Source organism: Acidithrix sp. C25, assembly GCF_904848545.2.
Genome location: NZ_CAJHCI020000006.1, coordinates 1,117,427 through 1,136,149 on the forward strand (window position 1 = coordinate 1,117,427; position 18,723 = coordinate 1,136,149).

An 18,723-nucleotide genomic window follows, 5' to 3' on the forward strand; every position below is an offset into this window, starting at 1 on the left:
GATACCGTCGAATTTTACGCGCGGAACCTTCGAGGACTGGCTATCGCGACTTGTTGAGTTTCAGCCAGATGTGCCACATGCAGATAACTTTCAACGCCAAAACTACTTTCACCAGATAGTCGAGACCATCGGCATCCCACTCAAGGAAAACAAAATGAGGTTGTCGTCAGGAGGGAGCTTTACAATCGTGGTTGTCCCGATTCGTTGTCCTTAAGCGCTTCTGGCAATCAACCTTGATTTCGTTCACAGTCAGGAACGCAGCAACTGACATCGTTGGACGCAGGCCTATTAGGCAACTACAAGCCTCCAATTAGAGCTAGACCACGTTAAAAACTGAAGAGCCATAAATGAGATCTCGGCCTTGCGGGCAGACGTAGGAAACCTAGAGGTGAAGCATAATCTCGACTCTTTTCTCAACTAGTGCTCCCACGTGGAGACAGATTTCTCCATGGTCAAAAGCATCTGAATCGGTTGGGATCAAACTCTTAGCTACCACACATGGGACGACCCCGAATGTACAAGTCAAGATCCCGGAATCGAGATTGGTTGCACACAAAGTGGGTCTATCAACAAAGAGACAGTGAATACAACGATCTGGGCTGTGAATAGGCAGATAGGGGTAGCTACGGGTAATACGTATTTTGCGATCTGGCAGTGCTACGCCGGGGAAATTAGTGCAGAACAAGAGAGAGACTCCTTGTTGCTCCCTGTGAGTGATGATACTACCTGTGTAAGGGCTCGTATCGCCTGTTTTGCACTGACCTGAGCTGGGAAAGGACAAGGTTCAACAGGTATTGGGACCGGTATTTCCCTGTTGCCATTTTGACAGAGAACGGATCGTTCGTACTAGCATCGTTCATCTACCAGGAGTCCTACCATTTGTCTTCGATGCGTCAGGTCTTAAGCGAATTGGATGCTCTGGAGATAAATAGGGACGAGCCACTTCCCTCCACGGGCGACTGAAGGCATGACTATCGCACCGGGAACACCAATGGACGCATTGGCATCTATCGGGCATCAGGAGAAAGCGGCACCAAAACTTTGACGCCATAACGACGCAATAGGCCGCCTGGTTACAGGGATCCCGGTCAAACAGACCCTTTGGTCAAAATTTTCTACCTCAACCCATGGATCAGCCAAAACGCAACTTTTCCCAATAGAGCCAAACATCCCAAACTAGCCACTTTATGTCAGCCAAATGTCATCCAAAATGACGGCCACTGCCCTTGGACTCCTTTGTCTTACGACGAAGCTGCCGCCTAAGTTGGAGGATACGAACTGAACCCAACGCTAGCGTCATCAACACGCCCAGGATAACTGAGCCAAGGATTGCCACCGAGAGCGGGAGTGTGCCAGAAAAGGTGAGAATGCTCACCTTCACGTCCTTAGGATTCTGAAAGACAAACACCAAGATAACCACCAAGACGACCAGTGCGGGGAGTAATCGTACCCACGCCCTCGACGCTCGAGTCGACAAGATAACCTCGGAAATAGGAGTTACGTGTGAACTAGGCTCAACTACATCCTGGCTTTGGACAACTTGTTGCTCTGGCTCAACTGCAGGTATGTCATCCTCATGATCTGATTGGTTTCCCATCAAAAGCCCCCAATCTGCCCCTAAGGCGAGACGCATCAAACCAAAAGAGCCTCTGCGACCGTTCTTGCGGACGAACGACATTTACACTCCTCATTATACGGCATGGATGACCCGATCAATGAGGTTGTCCCTATCTTTTGATGATTGACAGCAGCCCACTTTTACCACGTGAACCTCCCCGCCCTTACGGACGGGGCTTCTGGCTCCGCCGTTTGGTTGGGGTTACCAAGCATCGCTCCCGTCACGCCACCACGACCAACTGGTCTGGTACCGATGAATCGGTACTGGTGGATGAGTTTGCTAGCTTCGGCTTGCTAATCTGAGTTGCCTCAGACAAGGCCCGGTTCTGGGCACTACTTCGGGCTCTGGCCTTGCGGCACTGCACCTTGGGGTGTGCTTCACGTTGATCAAGTGACCAGCGCTCGACAGCCCGGAGATACGTGACTCGGACTTTTATGTCCGGTCCAATTGGAGTGTATTCCCCGCATAACGCCTTCTGGAGGATATTGATCGCTCCTACAGCGTCTCGATGACAAGTAAAACCACAAATAGGGTTCTTGCATCGGTAGGGCCGACCTGATGGTCGATTGCGTGTCAAGCACGCTGGACAGGTCTTGGTTGAACCTGATTCGTTCAGGAAATCTAGGTCTAATCCGGTCTTGTCTTTGAGGTAGCGTTCCTGTCGACCCCTTGACCACTGGGAGAGTTGTTGACGACCGTGGCGGCCCATGCGCCGCTTGGACTTGGTCTCCTTCTCAATACCCCTCACGTCACCAACTATAACTCTGGCGGTGTTGTGGCTAATGACGTGATTGGCCGCCTTGTTGGAAACCTGATGATCAAAGTCACGAAGCGATAGCTTTGCTTTGGAGTTGATCTTCTTCTTCGCAGTTACCAGCCTTTTATGCTTCTTAGATCCATTCTTGCACTTGCTGATCTTGTGCTGTAGTTGACCGACGGCCTTGTTTCTTTGTCGTTTGATAGCTGGAGCTTCGCGTCCATTGATAATCGTTACGTCTATGGTCTTGTCATCTACCCAAGTAGCTAGCGCCATAGAGTTGATGATTCCTTCGTCGATGGCACTCAAAGCATCACCCACCGAGACTTCTCGGAGAGTCTCATAAGGGATATGCAGACTGAATCGTCTTTTATCTCGATCCCAGCACAGTTGAATCTCACCCCATAGCCCAGGGTCAACCTCTTCGCCAGTTGCAGAATCTAAAACGGTGGGAATAGAAAGATCTATACGCGGACGGCCCCTACCTAGTGACAGGTGGAGTTGACCTTTGGAGATACGCCAGCCAGAGTTCTTCGAGAACGATAGAGGCCGGTAGTTCTTCTTACGCCAAGGAGATCGGATCTTCATACCCTGCATGCGGTTTACCCTAGCTGTGGTTATGGCCTCTGAGAGATCGTGAGCGATTGTCTAAAGTGGTATGGGCGTGTAATGGACGGTCTTGGCGAGGTATCGAGTTGAGAAACCCTTGAATGTCGTACTTATTAGGAGAGCGCTTGGCTTTCCATTCGCCATGGACCCAATTGACCGCTTGGTTCCATAACAGTGCTGCCCTATGGCACGAGTCATGGGCTAGACGATAAGAGGCCCCTGTCAGAGTGACGGGCACGATAGCTGTTGTATACTCTGTGCTTCTACTAGCCATTTGATAACTAATATAGCATTATCTACTAAGGACTATATTTCACTACATGACGATGATTGGCGCAATGGAAGGCATGTGGTATATCAATTACATGCACACATCGTCTTGGTACCTAAATATCGACGTAATGTCATGACCGAGAGAGTTAGTGACGAGATCAGATCTGCCCTCATTGAGGTGTGTACTCGTTTCGATTCCACCTTCGATGCTTTCGAAACAGACGGCGATCATGCCCACCTACTGATCACCAACGCAGCTACTGATCACCTACCCACCTACTGATCACCTACCCACCTACTGATCACCAACGCAGCTAAAGTTGCCCTGTCGAGACTGGTGATGTCCATGAAGACACTTATCGCCATGAGAGTAAGGGCAAAGAACTGGCCGGAAGTCCGAGAGGCTTTGTGGGGGGAGCACTTTTGGTCGCCCTCCTAGTCGATAGTGTCTTGTGGTGGAGCCCCATTAGAGGAAGTGAAACAGTACATAGAAGACCAGAAACTCCCAAGAGGTAAATCAGGTAGACCGAAAAAGAATTAGGTCGCTTGACCCCTCCCTTACGGAAACCGATTGCGCTCCCGTTGGTTCAAAAGGATCGACTACGAAAAAGTGTTCATACCCCCGGAGAGCTCGCGATAAAAAAGCTTTATCATCAATAAAGGGCGTTTGGAAATCGCAAAACCTATCTGACGCGTTTGTAAATCTCCACAAGATATCGACCCATCGACCAAGTTGATTGATCAATCAAGTAAGTGGCACCGTTTGATTAGAAATTGAGGCCGTTCGAATTCTGACCACTCAAACCACTTTCCACAGCCAGTATTTAGAGCCACAGCCAATATCTAGAGCCAATAATTCGGCGAGGGATTGAGTTGCCCTAAAGCTTCTCAGCCCAGTAGCCCTCCACTCGCATCGTCAAGACAGAGGTCACTAAATCTCATTATAGTTTCAAAATCCCACTCAATATCAAACGATAAGAATCTCAGCTATATGATTTGGCGGGCCGCCACATTGTCGTTACAACATGCCCCGATGGAACAATGAAACTACCATGAACGCTAAAGCCGACACTCTTATAACGTTCATTGTTGGCTGGATTAGTCGACTCAAGGTATGCACAAGCACCAAGCTCATCTATTCGAGCCAAGTTCTCGCGCAGAAGAGCCATTCCCATACCGTGACCCCTGTGTTGATTGTGCGTGGCAAGCAGGCTTAAGTAGTAGTGTGGCTCAATGGGATGAGATTCTGCGAATAATTCGTTGATAGCAATGATATTGTCTGCATCTTTACGGCCCGCAATCTCAACAAGGAACTCTTCGAAGGCAGCTTCCTCCTCGCTCGTGAGCTCTACGCCGCCTGGAGGAATCCAGATCGCAACCGATTCGATGTGTTCAGTGACAAAGGTCCAGGGGTATCGTCCCGCCGAAGCGCTAAGTAGTCGCCAGAATAAAGCCGCCTGTTGAGCTCGGCGTGTAACATCTGGGAAAACGGGACCCCATAACGGATCGTCGAAAAAAGCTAAGGTGAGGGTTTCTACGATCCCATCGAGATCAGACAAAGAAGCTACACGGACGCTACTGAGGCTGTTGACCATCTCTAAATCAACTTGTTCATCTCTATCGATTTGGCTGCTATCTTTTCCTTGCATCTCTAAATCCTACCTCTTTGACCGTCGACGTCATGGGAAACTTGCAGTTGGATCTAGACCAGCGACTCCCCTCTCTAAAGAAAAACCAAAACCAATGAGAAGCAACTACGCGCTTTCAAGGCTGATGCCGATTCATAATCAAGCTGAAACCTAGGTCACCCCAAGCCACGACTCAACCACATCAACTACAAAACAATCCTTAGAAAGCCTGACCAACATCTACGAATTGACCTGTTGTGCAAGTTCACCTATTGCACGAATTGACCTGTTGCACTTGGAGTTCCTCACCAAATTCCTTCGCCACTATGGACGCTCCCCTACTACATGTCCATGGTCGCTCGCTCTAGCCAGTCGTCGAGAAGAAAGAAAGATCCAAACGTTGTTATTTCTTGTACACGTTCGATAATTTCTGTATGAATCAGCCCTCTGCGTGAGTCAACCTTATGCGTGTACGACTAGTTCGCGCGTATAGCCAGTTCACGTCAACCTTGTCACCGTAAGCCTTGTCCTCAAGGAAGGACCAGTGAATCACAATGCTCAAAACTGCTAGCCGGCTTATCGAAGCCTTCTCAATGACAAGAGTGATGAACGTGGCTAAATCTTGCTCAAAACACCAACTAGCTTTGTTTACCTTTATCCCGTTGGAGAGATCGCAGCTGGAGAAATCGCAGCATTTTTAAGATCTCCCATTCAAAAGAACACTCATGAGATGAATCACAATCTCAATCAAGTGCGCTCTCTTTGGATTAGACTATTAACTAAAAATATCTACAAAATGAGAAATTATGGATAATGATAAATCAATAATGATTTCTAACCCAGGCGGGATAGAAAGATCTGATTTGATATCGCTAATTAAGGAATTAGCTGCCAAAATCAACCACCGATCAATCGCAATAGTTGGACCGGACTTTTCTCGTCTGCACTCTAAAAGTGGCGAAATTACTGATATTATTCACCACATCTTTGGAGATCGAATCAAAGCGATAATTCCGGCTCTTGGCACTCACGTTGGAATGAGTAACTTCGAGAAAGAGACGATGTATCGCTCCTTTGAACCAGCGAGCTTTATCGATCATGACTTTATCCATCAGACAGAAGTTGTTGGTTCCATCTCTCAAGACGTCGTTGAGGAAACTATGGAGATGGAAGGGCTCTTTGATCTTCCAATTTCCATCAACCGCCACCTCCTATCAGACGAATTCGACCTCTTCATCTCTATCGGTCAACTATTGCCACATGAGGTCATTGGAATATCGGGTGGGGTGAAAAATGTCCTGGTCGGACTCGGAGGAAGGCCAACTATTGAGGCTAGCCACTTTCTTTCAGCCCTTTGGGGAATTGAAAGGACTCTAGGAAACCCAAAGACAGCTGTACGCGACCTTCTAAATAATGCAATTGAAGTATTACTACAAAAGAGCGCTCCGATACTCTTCGTAGACACTGTGCTCAACCCACAGGCGGAGGAGTCCAAAAAACTGACCTATATCTCTTTGTCGTTAGCCACTGGGGATAGTCCGAGGGATCGAGGCTTCGAGGAAGGAGCCCGGATCTCAGCTCAAACGAATATCTTTGATCTCCCGCAAAAGCAATCGGAGATCTACGCCTACCTTGATCCTGCGATATACAAGTCGACTTGGATAGGCAACAAGGCGATCTATCGAACCAGACTTGCCCTAGGAGACGATGCAACTCTTAAAATATTTGCTCTGGGTATCGATCGATTTGGAGAAGAGCAAGGGTTGGAGTCGATCATCAAGAGATATGGCTATCATGGCAATGAAGCGATAGAGTTGATGCGCAAAGATGGCGTGCTCGAGGGCAACCTTGCAGGTGCTGCTCATATATTACACGGCTCCACCTTTGGTAGATTCAAAGTCGAGTACTATGCACCGCTTCTCGGACGCAAGAAGGTAGAGGGCGTAGGCTTTAGCTTCATCGACAGTGATGAGGGGTTCAAACAACCGAGCGAGAGCAATCTCTTTGAATACGACGAGAACGGGTGCATCCATATCTTTCAACCAGGAGTCGCACTCTGGAGGGCTAAAGATGTCTAATCGTCCTTCAATCTTAGTTATGGGTGTTAGCGGCGCAGGAAAGTCAACTATAGGCAATGTCCTAGGTGAGCGTCTTGGATATCAATTCATCGATGGCGATGACCTCCACAGCCCAGATGCTATCGCCAAGATGCAAGGTGGCACGCCCCTTAATGACGACGATAGAACAACTTGGTTGCGAAAAATCCAGGCAAAGATTACCCAAGCGAACCAAAGCGGCACCCCTGTGATAGTTGGTGCATCGCTTTTGAAGAAGAAATATCGCGATTTAGTAGTTAGCCAAGCCGACCCCAGACCGTTGATGGTTTTGCTCTCAATTCCAATCGAGGAGTCGCTCTCAAGATTATCCGCTCGATCCAATCACTTCATGCCCGCCACACTAGCTCAATCCCAATTTGAGATATTAGAAGAGTCAGATGATCTCTTGAAGATCGATGCAACTTCACCAATAGATGCCCTACTCGACTCCATAACCACCGAATATAAAATGAGGATGGTGAACTAGTCGAAAAAATGTCAATATGGCAATCTAAACAACATTACTGACAAATGGAGCAATAACGCGAAATTCGACTAACCGTCACTCTTTTGACGAGAACTCTATATTAACGAAAGATCGACAATCTTCATTTAGCCACAGCCCCGCTACGACGAACCTTCACGGATGGACGAGCCATGGCGCATGATCGAAATGCGATTATGGCGGAACCCATCCAGCACGGCCCTTATTCGGTAAGTCTCTTATTCAGCACAGCCAAACCGACGTCACTGTCTCGCTGAAGGTACCATTCAACGACTTTCATCGAAATGAGCCAAGCTAACCCACTGCGCGAACGGATTCCCTGGCTATAAAGCGCGTTGCGATGAAGATCTTTTCAGCATCTACCTGGTTACCATTGAGAATCGACATGAGGCTAGAAGTTCCAACCCGACCCACCTCGGCTATCGATCGTCTCACCGTAGTCAACGATGGAGTCACATATGAAGAAAATTTGCTATCATCAAATCCAACCACAGAGAAGTCCTCTGGCACACGATAGCCAGCGTTGACAATCGCCTTCATGGCCCCAATGGCCATCTCATCATTTAAACAAAAGACAGCAGATGGAGACACGCCAACAGATAGCAATTTCGTCATTGCGCTAAACCCACTCTCCATAGTGAAGTCACCATCGGCCATTAGGTCACCTCGAATTGGAATGCCGCTATCCGAAAGAGCGCTAAAGTATCCTTCACGCCGCTCAGTCGTTGCCTGAAATCCTGGAACGCCGCCTATTAGAGCGATCTCACGATGACCACGCTCAATTAGGTGCTCTACTGCGTTATATGCTCCAATTCGATCGGCAGAGAGAATATTTACGAGATTATCTACGGCGACATTTCTATTGAGAACTACCAATGGAATCCCTCTGTCCATCGCGTAGAAGATGAAGGCGTCATCCTTATCGGTCTGACTCACCAAGACAATACCATCGAAGCGCTTCGAATCCACCCAATCGAGTTCAGTGTGCGAATCCACCCCATTTACCACCAAGTTGTATCCAGGCTCCATGGCTAAGGTAACTCCGCTTATGGTTTCATAGAAAAAGTCAGGTGAAGTAGAACCCCCGATCGTCGAGAAGATAAGGCCGACGTTATACGACTTATTTTGGACAAGGCTACGTGCACTGTAATTTGGGACGTAGTTGAGCATCTTCGCGGTTTCTACGATCTTCTTCTTTGTTGCAGGACTAATCAAGGGACTGTCGTTCAGGGCACGAGAGACCGTGGTATGGGAGACGTCTAGCAACCTAGCGATGTCTTTTATAGTTATGCTAATTTGTGATCCAACTTTAAACTTGTAGAGATCCTCAACTATATCTCCTTAACAACGAGACCATCTTACCTAAAACCGCTGACCTAATTCCCCGATCCATTCGCTACAACACTCCATGCGCTGGCCAAATAGTCTCGAAATAACTACCTAGCCTCTAACGCCTAAAGCCACAGTAGTCCACCGGTTCAGTCGATCTCTTTGCGTCAAACCCTCTCTGTCACTTTTGACCTGTAGTTCATTTAAAGGATTAGAACTTTCAGGGAAAAATCAAAGATCAATCCCTCCAGCCCACAAATCAAAAAGACTATCGCGAAAGGCTCCCACAAAATTGAAAATCCGACGGCGTCGTTCAAACCCCAAAGATCGAATTGGCCCTATCCAACCTTTTTTATAACCGGAAAGGTCACCACATCCCGCCAAAACCACCCGCCAAAATGATCATTCTCATGCCAATCACGCAATCGATCCAGCCAAACATCGCCCTTAGTGTTGCCGCTACGAACCAGATCGTGACTTGGGGATGTAGACAGTGGCATTCTACCCTTAGACCAGGTTATCTACAAACTTCGGCGCTCTATAAAATTCGGCGCTCTGCTACCAAGAGGTGTCGTTCTAAGATCAAGATGAGTCCTTAAGCTAACCACAAACTCCCCTCAGATAACCCATGAGGAGCCGACCGACCTCAACCCTTACAAAGCACTTGGCTCATGCAAGCACTTGGATCATGCCAGCGCCAGGTCTCACTTGGTAGTAAAGGGCTAAAGGAACCGAGGCTCGCGGGGTATCCAAGCTCGTTAGGTGATTAGGCTAAGACGGCAGTTCTACCAAATGTCTAAGACCACCACCACCCTTGGTGTTCGAGGCCAATTATCAGAGTTTCTTCAAGGATTGAAGTGATACTTGATCAATCCTAAAGTATCACGTGAACCTCCCCGCCCTTACGGACGGGGCTTCTGGCTCCGCCGTTTGGTTGGGGTTACCAAGCATCGCTCCCGTCACGCCACCACGACCAACTGGTCTGTTGCCGATGAATCGGTACTGGTGGATGAGTTTGCTAGCTTCGGCTTGCTAATCTGAGTTGCCTCAGACAAGGCCCGGTTCTGGGCACTACTTCGGGCTCTGGCCTTGCGGCACTGCACCTTGGGGTGTGCTTCACGTTGATCAAGTGACCAGCGCTCGACAGCCCGGAGATACGTGACTCGGACTTTTATGTCCGGTCCAATTGGAGTGTATTCCCCGCATAACGCCTTCTGGAGGATATTGATCGCTCCTACAGCGTCTCGATGACAAGTAAAACCACAAATAGGGTTCTTGCATCGGTAGGGCCGACCTGATGGTCGATTGCGTGTCAAGCACGCTGGACAGGTCTTGGTTGAACCTGATTCGTTCAGGAAATCTAGGTCTAATCCGGTCTTGTCTTTGAGGTAGCGTTCCTGTCGACCCCTTGACCACTGGGAGAGTTGTTGACGACCGTGGCGGCCCATGCGCCGCTTGGACTTGGTCTCCTTCTCAATACCCCTCACGTCACCAACTATAACTCTGGCGGTGTTGTGGCTAATGACGTGATTGGCCGCCTTGTTGGAAACCTGATGATCAAAGTCACGAAGCGATAGCTTTGCTTTGGAGTTGATCTTCTTCTTCGCAGTTACCAGCCTTTTATGCTTCTTAGATCCATTCTTGCACTTGCTGATCTTGTGCTGTAGTTGACCGACGGCCTTGTTTCTTTGTCGTTTGATAGCTGGAGCTTCGCGTCCATTGATAATCGTTACGTCTATGGTCTTGTCATCTACCCAAGTAGCTAGCGCCATAGAGTTGATGATTCCTTCGTCGATGGCACTCAAAGCATCACCCACCGAGACTTCTCGGAGAGTCTCATAAGGGATATGCAGACTGAATCGTCTTTTATCTCGATCCCAGCACAGTTGAATCTCACCCCATAGCCCAGGGTCAACCTCTTCGCCAGTTGCAGAATCTAAAACGGTGGGAATAGAAAGATCTATACGCGGACGGCCCCTACCTAGTGACAGGTGGAGTTGACCTTTGGAGATACGCCAGCCAGAGTTCTTCGAGAACGATAGAGGCCGGTAGTTCTTCTTACGCCAAGGAGATCGGATCTTCATACCCTGCATGCGGTTTACCCTAGCTGTGGTTATGGCCTCTGAGAGATCGTGAGCGATTGTCTAAAGTGGTATGGGCGTGTAATGGACGGTCTTGGCGAGGTATCGAGTTGAGAAACCCTTGAATGTCGTACTTATTAGGAGAGCGCTTGGCTTTCCATTCGCCATGGACCCAATTGACCGCTTGGTTCCATAACAGTGCTGCCCTATGGCACGAGTCATGGGCTAGACGATAAGAGGCCCCTGTCAGAGTGACGGGCACGATAGCTGTTGTATACTCTGTGCTTCTACTAGCCATTTGATAACTAATATAGCATTATCTACTAAGGACTATATTTCACTACATGACGATGATTGGCGCAATGGAAGGCATGTGGTATATCAATTACATGCACACATCGTCTTGGTACCTAAATATCGACGTAATGTCATGACCGAGAGAGTTAGTGACGAGATCAGATCTGCCCTCATTGAGGTGTGTACTCGTTTCGATTCCACCTTCGATGCTTTCGAAACAGACGGCGATCATGCCCACCTACTGATCACCAACGCAGCTACTGATCACCTACCCACCTACTGATCACCTACCCACCTACTGATCACCAACGCAGCTAAAGTTGCCCTGTCGAGACTGGTGATGTCCATGAAGACACTTATCGCCATGAGAGTAAGGGCAAAGAACTGGCCGGAAGTCCGAGAGGCTTTGTGGGGGGAGCACTTTTGGTCGCCCTCCTAGTCGATAGTGTCTTGTGGTGGAGCCCCATTAGAGGAAGTGAAACAGTACATAGAAGACCAGAAACTCCCAAGAGGTAAATCAGGTAGACCGAAAAAGAATTAGGTCGCTTGACCCCTCCCTTACGGAAACCGATTGCGCTCCCGTTGGTTCAAAATCAATTGAAAGTGGCCAAACTCAAAAGATAGGCCAAGCCAACTACTAGAGCTGAGACTTCGCTTCGTTTCTATCGTATCCGAAGATTACTGTCATAGCGAAGGCTCCTGTCAAGGCAACGGCCATGCCAATCAGGTACGGAACCATAGGCGAAAAGAGTGGTATTGACATAAAGCTTGGAAAAGCGAGAGAGACCATCTTGACGCCACTAGCACCAGCGATAGCGCCGCCAACTGCTCCGGCTAGAGCAACATAGATGAACGTCCTGCGATAATAAGGAAGAAAGAAACCGTAGAGGATTGGGCGGGTTTCACCCGAGAAGATAGCTGGAACCAAGCTCGCGCCTGCAAGTGCCTTGATATCACCCTTTCGACCTCGAATGACCATACCAAGTGCGAAACCGATCTGAGCAAATACGCCAGCTGATGCGGTTGCAAGGATGGGATCTCCGCCTTTAGCCAGATCCAAAATGACAATTGGAACGAGAGCTATATGCAGTCCGATTATCGTCAGAAACGTCCATGCTGCCCCCATAACGCCACCAGCGATGAGTCCATTGCCCCTAAATAGTGCAGTTACAACGTCACTAACCAATTTCCCCGCATAAGTTCCAAACGGGCCAACCACAATAGACGCGAGAGGAACAAAAACGATGAGCGACAGCATTGGGACCAAAAAGATCTTCAAGTCCTTCGGTACAACTCGGTTCAACCATCTCTCAACGAGGCCATAGAGAGGTATGGCAAAAAAGATCGGTAAGATCGTCGAGGAATAGTTAGCAAGCACCACTGGAATCCCGATAAAGGAGGTTCTGGCTCCGTGGGCGAGGAGCGAAGTGAAGTTCGGCTCCATAAGAGCTGCGCCAATTGCACTACCGATATACCCATTTGCACCCAGTGCGATTGACGCGCTGTAACCAAGGAAAATCGGTAGAAAGTAAAAGATAGCATTCCCGGCTGCCGCCAAAATTAGGTAGGTGCCAGATTTAGGGTCTATCCAATGAAACTTCAAAAGTATTGCAAGCAATGCTTTGATAGTTGCTGATCCCGCAAAGAGGGGAATCAGCGGACCGAACGAGGTCGAAATAAATTTAAAGATCCTCTGAACCACACTGCTGGCCCCGCCATCTTCAGCTTTTGATACCCCAGCATCGATTGTCCCAACCGCAATTTCCTCGTCCGCCTTTGCATCCGGACCGTTTTCTAATTTCATAGTAGAACCCCCTCGACTAAATACTTAATTTATCTATTCTTATCCCAGCCAATAATGAAAAATATTCAAAAATGAACAGTCATCTCCAAGGGATCAATTAGCTGCAATATGAAAAATGACATGGAAAACTAAAGGAGATGATATATCTCCATATTTTTATAATTTATAGTGTCGAATAGGTCAATTATGTTTAATCAAACCGATACACTAATTTGAATATATTGTTGACCTTGTAATCCACAATATCGCCATAAAAGAGATCCACATAGGCCACAGATGACTCTCGATAGATTCCATAGATTCGATAGAATCAAAAAGAGACTTCGTTACTTTCTCTTTCCGAAAGATCTCCTTGGTCGTCTTGTGATGCCTACCTAGACCGAAGAATCACAGTGGCCCACAGTGCTTCACGGTGCTCGACAGTGCCCCGCAACGCCCCAGATCGCCCCAACATCCCAGGCAAGATCTATCACTTGTAGTTGTAGTTAGCCATAGAACTCCATCGGCGCCTCAATTCATGGGCCGCGGCCTTCGGCTTTCTATCTCTCGTAAATACCCCCTTTTTGTTACCCTGTACTCGCAGAACACCTTGACTAGTCGCAAAGTCTGCAAAGTTCCAAACTTGTTCGCCTACCACCCAGGAGCACTTGTCAAAGACCTCGTGATAGGTAGATAGAAAGAGCGATTGAAACTCCTCGGTAAACATCACAGGATCTACATCGTGAAGGCCAGCCACAGTATCGGCTCCATACTCAGTCATTAGGATCGGCTTTTGTGGATGCAGATTATGCCAATCGATCAACTCTTGATGGAGATGCTCGCCAGCGGCCTCTAGATCTCCACTGTCGACGTACCATCCGTAATATCGATTTAGAGCAAGAACATCGACTAACTCTGCAACTTCGCACACCCCCGGCGTGGCCCACTGATGGGTAACGATCGTTACCGGACGCTTCTGAGGATCACACTTTCTAGCGAGTTCCACAAGGGGAGCAAAGTATTGCCGAGCGCCAGCCTCCTCAGAAGCTGGCTCATTAGCTATCGACCACATGACCACTGATGGATGATTTTTATCGCGCGCAACGAGCTCCTCGATAACCTTTTGATGATTAGCGAAGGTCCCAATGTGCTCCCATGTATTCCGATGCTCACGCGAACCAAATAGCACAGCGGCGAAGTTGAGGTGAAGGCCCACTGCAGGGGTTTCATCTATCACCACTATGCCTTGGCGATCGGCGAGGCGTAGTATCTCCTCTGAATATGGATAATGGGCGGTTCTAAATGAGTTTGCTCCAATCCACGCAGCCAGATTGAAGTCGGCAACATTTAGGGCTTCGTCGAATCCACGCCCATGAATAGAGGAGTCCTCGTGCTTACCAAAACCCTTAAAGTAAAATGGCTTTCCATTTATAAGAAACTGTGCATCTCTCACATCAACGGTTCGAACTCCAACCGGAATCGAATAGGTGTCCAAAACGACACCGTTCTCGCAAAGGTCAACTTCGAGATTATACAGATACGCATCTAGAGGTTCCCACAGGACCACATCGCCAATCTCCAAGGTCTTAGATGGCCCATCGCCGCTAGCAGCCAAATTGCCATCCTCGTCGCGCAGTCGCATCTTTAGGTGATTAGCACCGCCAACAACCTCCACGTCCACTTGAACATGACCAAGAGATCCAACCGTCGAAGTCACAACACTAAGATCGGAGATATAAGACCTCGGTGTCGTATAGATCTTCACAGGTCGATGTATGCCTGCGTAGTTGAAGAAGTCAAAGTTCGGTGTGTTTTTCACAACACGACCAAGGCCACTTATCTCTTGGTCAAAATAAGTTCCAACCGGCAGAGTTGTCTCATCAACGACATTATTTACCATTACGCTCAAGCGGTTTGGGCCCGAAATTAAGAATTTATTTATCTCGAATTCGAATGGTGTGAAGCCACCATTGTGCTCACCTACATATTTACCGTTGATGAATACTCGCCCAAAGTGCGTAACCGAACCAAAGCGAAGAACCACTCTCTCACTTAGAAGAACGCTCGGTACGCTAAATGTCGACTCATAACAGACCCACCCAACATGGTTGCGTATCTTTGAAGTTACCCCCAAATCGTTATAAGAGGCTGGAACTGCCATAGGCATAGCCCCAACGAGTGGGTGGTCGACAAATGTCTCATCGAACTCATCGCTTGTGCCAAGCACAAAAGACCAAATTCCACTTAGATCAATGACAGCTCTGGTGTCAGTACTTATTGGATACAACAAACCAAAGCACCCCCTATCTCTTATCTCGAGCCCCAAGAGTGCGGCGGTAGGTGATTAATCTCCTACGCACACGCTCACACAAAATCATTGATTGTTGAAAAAATAACTCATCAATATGAATGATTGTATAACATTTTTTATGCACACGTTCACATTGGGTAGAATTATTTTAAAAATCTGGAAATTGCAGGCCCAGAGCCCCACCAATACGAAGATCGAAAATGCGACACTTACGACAGCTATAGCGAGCACCAATAGTTGAAGATGTATCGATCACCCAAAATCGAAAAAGTACACACTTGCCATCTTTTCTTGTCCAACTAACCACTTCAGAGGCTATTTACCACCTCTATCTAGGCGCATGCAGGGATAGATTTGTGCGAGCTGTAACGCCGGTTGCACAAAGTAGGATCCCTACGTCAGATCCGTGCCTTCAACGTCATCACACCCACTATCCAGCCCAACGATCCCAATAGGTGGAATAGAGCAGTTGACCTGTGAATGTGACAAATCTAAAAAAAGTAATGTTATCGTGTGCATAATATGATTACAATTACTAGAAGGCACTGATAAGACCATTAAACGTCGCATTTGAAAACAAAGGGGAGGATCTAAGTTGTCCATCTTGATCACAAATGGAACCGAACTCCGAAATGCCGTGAATAGGCTCGTTCAAAATACGCCAGCAACCGATGTTCACACGCACCTCTACCCCGCAAGCTTTTCGGAACTGATGCTCTATGGAATCGACGAACTGCTCACCTATCACTACTTAGTAGCCGAGACCTTTCGCCATTCGTCCCTTAGTTACGATGAATTTTGGGGATTAGAAAAGCACCACCGAGCAGATCACATTTGGTCGACTCTCTTTTTGGAGCATACCCCGATAAGCGAGGCCACCCGAGGGGTTCTAACTACCATCAACAAATTGGGTCTCGTTAGTGATGAGCCAAAGCTTTCCCAATATCGAGATTGGTACGATCAAATCCAACCACAAGAACTTGTGGATCTCGTCTTTGATTTGGCAAAGGTAAAAGATGTTGTAATGACCAATGACCCCTTCGATCAAGACGAACGTGACAAGTGGAATTCAAAGGCCAATGTTCGCAGTAGCCTCGACAACAGGTTTCACTCGGCATTGCGCCTTGATCCCTTGTTGAATGATTGGGAGACGACCGCTAAAAAACTAAACCAATGGGGCTATAGGGTAGATGCGCAACTAGGCGAGACAGATGATGAATCATTAGGTGAGATAACTCGCTTTTTGTGGGAGTGGATCCAAAAGATCGATCCGCTCTATCTCGCGGCTTCGCTTCCTAGTGACTTTAAATATCCAAATTCCGACATTCGAACCATCTTGATCCAAAAGTGCATCCTACCCATCTGTGCTAAGGCTAAGTTACCACTTTCAATAATGGTTGGCGTCAAAAGAGGAGTCAACCCAAGCCTCAGGCTCGCTGGAGATATGTTGGCATCTGCAGACGTCACCTCGATTGAAAATCTGTGTCGCGACTTTCCCAATCAGAAGTTTTTGGTAACATTCCTATCGCGAGAGGATCAGCATCACCTAAGTGTCCTTGCACGAAAATTCAAAAACCTTATGATCTTTGGATGCTGGTGGTTCCTGAACACACCCTCCCTAATCAAAGAGACAACACAGATGAGATTTGAACTCCTTGGAACGAGTTTCGTTCCACAGCACTCCGACGCCAGAATCTTAGAACAACTTATCTACAAGTGGTCACACTCTAGGGCGGTCATAGCTGATGTGCTAGTTGACCAGTACCAAGGGGTCCTGGACACCGGATGGAAAATCACCCATGACGAAGTTGAGAGGGATGTAAATGACCTCCTCTCTGACAACTTCTGGAGGTTTATAAAGAAATAAGTTCTTCAAATGACTAAATATGAAAAATCATCTCTTTGACATGGTGCCTGGCCTTGGGCGCTAGCCAATACCACACCCAAGACTAAACCAGCAGTGCCATCATTGTCATAGCGTCTGAACTACCAAATCTAAGACGATGAAGAAAAAGCGGCGGTTGAAGATATAGATGCAACTTTGGATGACGATGCCACTTCATAGTGGGCAAATTTTATAGGTCAAAATTGCAAGTTATCCTGGTGGTCGTATAGACCTAGCAACGATCGAAATTGGGATCAAGAAATTGATCACTATGAAGCGAGAATAAAAGTGAAGAACTGGCCCAAAAAAAATGGACTAGCAGAATTGCTATTGCGGTCGCCGAGACAACAAGAGTATTTATCCAGCAGCCACAAAAACAACATTGACAAGGGTTTCGACTAATCAGATCGTTCTATCATGGCGCCCAATATAATCCCAAGATAATCCTCATAGAAGACCACAGCAGGTTTAGGCGCCCAGTGGCAGTCCAGATACATCCTACATAATCCAGGAATGACTAAAGGCGACGATGATCCCTCTGAATGAAAATCTAAAAGGCAAAACCGCGGTCATTACCGGTGGTAGCGGCGTTCTCACTAGCGCTATGGCCAAAGAGCTTGCACGTCACGGAACAAATATTGTGATTTTGAATCGAAACAAAGCTACAGGCGAGTCAATCGTGGCGGAGATCGAACAAAGAGGAGGAACCGCCATTGCGATCTCCTGTGACGTTTTAGATAAAGATAGCGTCAAAGCGGCAGAGGCATTGACTCTATCGATGTTTGGTTGTTGTGACATTTTAATAAATGGAGCGGGAGGCAATCATCAAGATGCCACTACCTCGGATGAGGTCCTAAGTGAAGCTGACCTTCTCGATGTGAATTCTCGAACATTATACGACCTTGAGATCGAAGGGATCGAGCGCGTAATCAATTTGAACCTACTTGGAACGATTATACCTTCTCAGGTTTTCTCAAAAAATATGATCGGTCTCCATGGCGCCACCATAATCAACATCTCATCGATGAGCGCATATACGCCACTTACTAAAATTCCTGCTTACTCTGCATCCAAAGCGGCGATAAACAACTACACCGCTTGGCTTGCGGTCTACCTATCAGAGGTCTCAATTCGAGTAAATGCAATAGCACCTGGTTTTTTCCTAACAAATCAAAATCGCAACCTACTTATGCAAGAGGATGGGTCGCTGACCCAAAGATCTAAAAAGATTATCGATCACACCCCTATGAAACGATTCGGCCTGGCCGAAGACCTCCTCGGCACTGTTATATGGCTGGCTGACGACAATCTTTCGGGCTTTGTCACCGGTGTCACAATACCGATAGACGGAGGTTTCATGGCCTACAGCGGAGTTTGAATCAAGCAACGAGCCCCCAAAAAATTGGAATTTATACCAAAAGACCCAGAGTTGCTGGGAGATCGCTATTTAGCTCAGGCCAATCGTAACTAATCCCAGGTCGCCGGCAGTAAGGCATTAGTCGCATTTGAAAACAGCCCATCAATCATCGAGCCTGGCCCTTCATTAACAGT

At 47.7% G+C, this 18,723-nt stretch carries 12 protein-coding genes and 2 pseudogenes; 7 read left to right on the forward strand and 7 right to left on the reverse strand.

Translation table 11 applies throughout. The annotated features are described in order from the left end of the window. Positions 1 to 601: 601 nt before the first annotated feature. Positions 602 to 766, forward strand: coding sequence for a hypothetical protein (locus ACIDITHRIX25_RS74005; protein WP_213333414.1), 165 nt, complete (start codon positions 602 to 604; stop codon positions 764 to 766). A gap of 435 nt (positions 767 to 1,201) precedes the next feature. Here ACIDITHRIX25_RS74005 and ACIDITHRIX25_RS74010 read toward each other — a convergent pair whose 3' ends face one another. Further along, positions 1,202 to 1,678 (reverse strand): LapA family protein, encoded by a 477-nt coding sequence (locus tag ACIDITHRIX25_RS74010; RefSeq protein WP_052604216.1) that lies wholly within the window; start codon positions 1,676 to 1,678, stop codon positions 1,202 to 1,204. Positions 1,679 to 1,838: 160 nt separating this feature from the next. Next, the gene (locus tag ACIDITHRIX25_RS74015; protein WP_201732504.1) at positions 1,839 to 2,963 is read right to left on the reverse strand and encodes a zinc ribbon domain-containing protein; all 1,125 of its coding nucleotides are present in this window, start codon (positions 2,961 to 2,963) and stop codon (positions 1,839 to 1,841) included. A gap of 295 nt (positions 2,964 to 3,258) precedes the next feature. On the opposite strand from ACIDITHRIX25_RS74015, the pseudogene tnpA (ACIDITHRIX25_RS74020) reads away from it, so the two are divergent. Further along, positions 3,259 to 3,696: pseudogene (gene tnpA, locus ACIDITHRIX25_RS74020) on the forward strand (IS200/IS605 family transposase). 544 nt (positions 3,697 to 4,240) lie between these two features. Here the strand turns inward: tnpA (ACIDITHRIX25_RS74020) and ACIDITHRIX25_RS74025 are convergent. Continuing rightward, on the reverse strand, positions 4,241 to 4,906 hold the full coding sequence (locus ACIDITHRIX25_RS74025) for a GNAT family N-acetyltransferase (protein ID WP_200891318.1): 666 nt from the start codon (positions 4,904 to 4,906) through the stop codon (positions 4,241 to 4,243). 785 nt (positions 4,907 to 5,691) lie between these two features. Between ACIDITHRIX25_RS74025 and ACIDITHRIX25_RS74030 the strand changes: the two genes are divergently transcribed. Next, the gene (locus ACIDITHRIX25_RS74030; protein ID WP_201732735.1) at positions 5,692 to 6,963 is read left to right on the forward strand and encodes a lactate racemase domain-containing protein; all 1,272 of its coding nucleotides are present in this window, start codon (positions 5,692 to 5,694) and stop codon (positions 6,961 to 6,963) included. Continuing rightward, positions 6,956 to 7,468: a gluconokinase gene (locus ACIDITHRIX25_RS74035; protein WP_052606921.1), complete on the forward strand. Its 513-nt coding sequence runs from the start codon at positions 6,956 to 6,958 to the stop codon at positions 7,466 to 7,468. The genes ACIDITHRIX25_RS74030 and ACIDITHRIX25_RS74035 overlap by 8 nt, the downstream gene beginning before the upstream one ends. Positions 7,469 to 7,780: 312 nt before the next feature. Here ACIDITHRIX25_RS74035 and ACIDITHRIX25_RS74040 read toward each other — a convergent pair whose 3' ends face one another. Next, entirely contained in the window at positions 7,781 to 8,821 is a 1,041-nt protein-coding gene (locus ACIDITHRIX25_RS74040; protein WP_349632149.1) for a LacI family DNA-binding transcriptional regulator, read from the reverse strand. A 953-nt stretch (positions 8,822 to 9,774) separates the two neighbouring features. After that, positions 9,775 to 10,899, reverse strand: a complete 1,125-nt coding sequence (locus ACIDITHRIX25_RS74045) for a zinc ribbon domain-containing protein (protein ID WP_201732736.1) — start codon at positions 10,897 to 10,899, stop codon at positions 9,775 to 9,777. Between the two features lie 295 nt (positions 10,900 to 11,194). Here ACIDITHRIX25_RS74045 and tnpA (ACIDITHRIX25_RS74050) point away from each other — a divergent pair. Beyond that, a pseudogene (gene tnpA, locus ACIDITHRIX25_RS74050) lies at positions 11,195 to 11,632 on the forward strand (IS200/IS605 family transposase). A 198-nt stretch (positions 11,633 to 11,830) separates the two neighbouring features. On the opposite strand, the gene ACIDITHRIX25_RS74055 reads toward tnpA (ACIDITHRIX25_RS74050), so the two are convergent. Together ACIDITHRIX25_RS74055 and uidA are read right to left on the reverse strand one after the other, a co-directional pair. Continuing rightward, positions 11,831 to 12,997 carry a PTS transporter subunit EIIC gene (locus ACIDITHRIX25_RS74055; RefSeq protein WP_201732737.1) on the reverse strand — a complete coding sequence of 389 codons (1,167 nt, stop codon included), beginning with the start codon at positions 12,995 to 12,997 and terminating at the stop codon, positions 11,831 to 11,833. Positions 12,998 to 13,466: 469 nt separating this feature from the next. Beyond that, positions 13,467 to 15,266, reverse strand: coding sequence for a beta-glucuronidase (gene uidA, locus ACIDITHRIX25_RS74060; RefSeq protein WP_052606798.1), 1,800 nt, complete (start codon positions 15,264 to 15,266; stop codon positions 13,467 to 13,469). A gap of 616 nt (positions 15,267 to 15,882) precedes the next feature. Between uidA and ACIDITHRIX25_RS74065 the strand changes: the two genes are divergently transcribed. Next, positions 15,883 to 17,154 carry a hypothetical protein gene (locus ACIDITHRIX25_RS74065; protein ID WP_201732738.1) on the forward strand — a complete coding sequence of 424 codons (1,272 nt, stop codon included), beginning with the start codon at positions 15,883 to 15,885 and terminating at the stop codon, positions 17,152 to 17,154. A gap of 547 nt (positions 17,155 to 17,701) precedes the next feature. Continuing rightward, positions 17,702 to 18,550 carry an SDR family oxidoreductase gene (locus ACIDITHRIX25_RS74070; RefSeq protein ID WP_201732739.1) on the forward strand — a complete coding sequence of 283 codons (849 nt, stop codon included), beginning with the start codon at positions 17,702 to 17,704 and terminating at the stop codon, positions 18,548 to 18,550. Positions 18,551 to 18,723 lie beyond the last annotated feature (173 nt).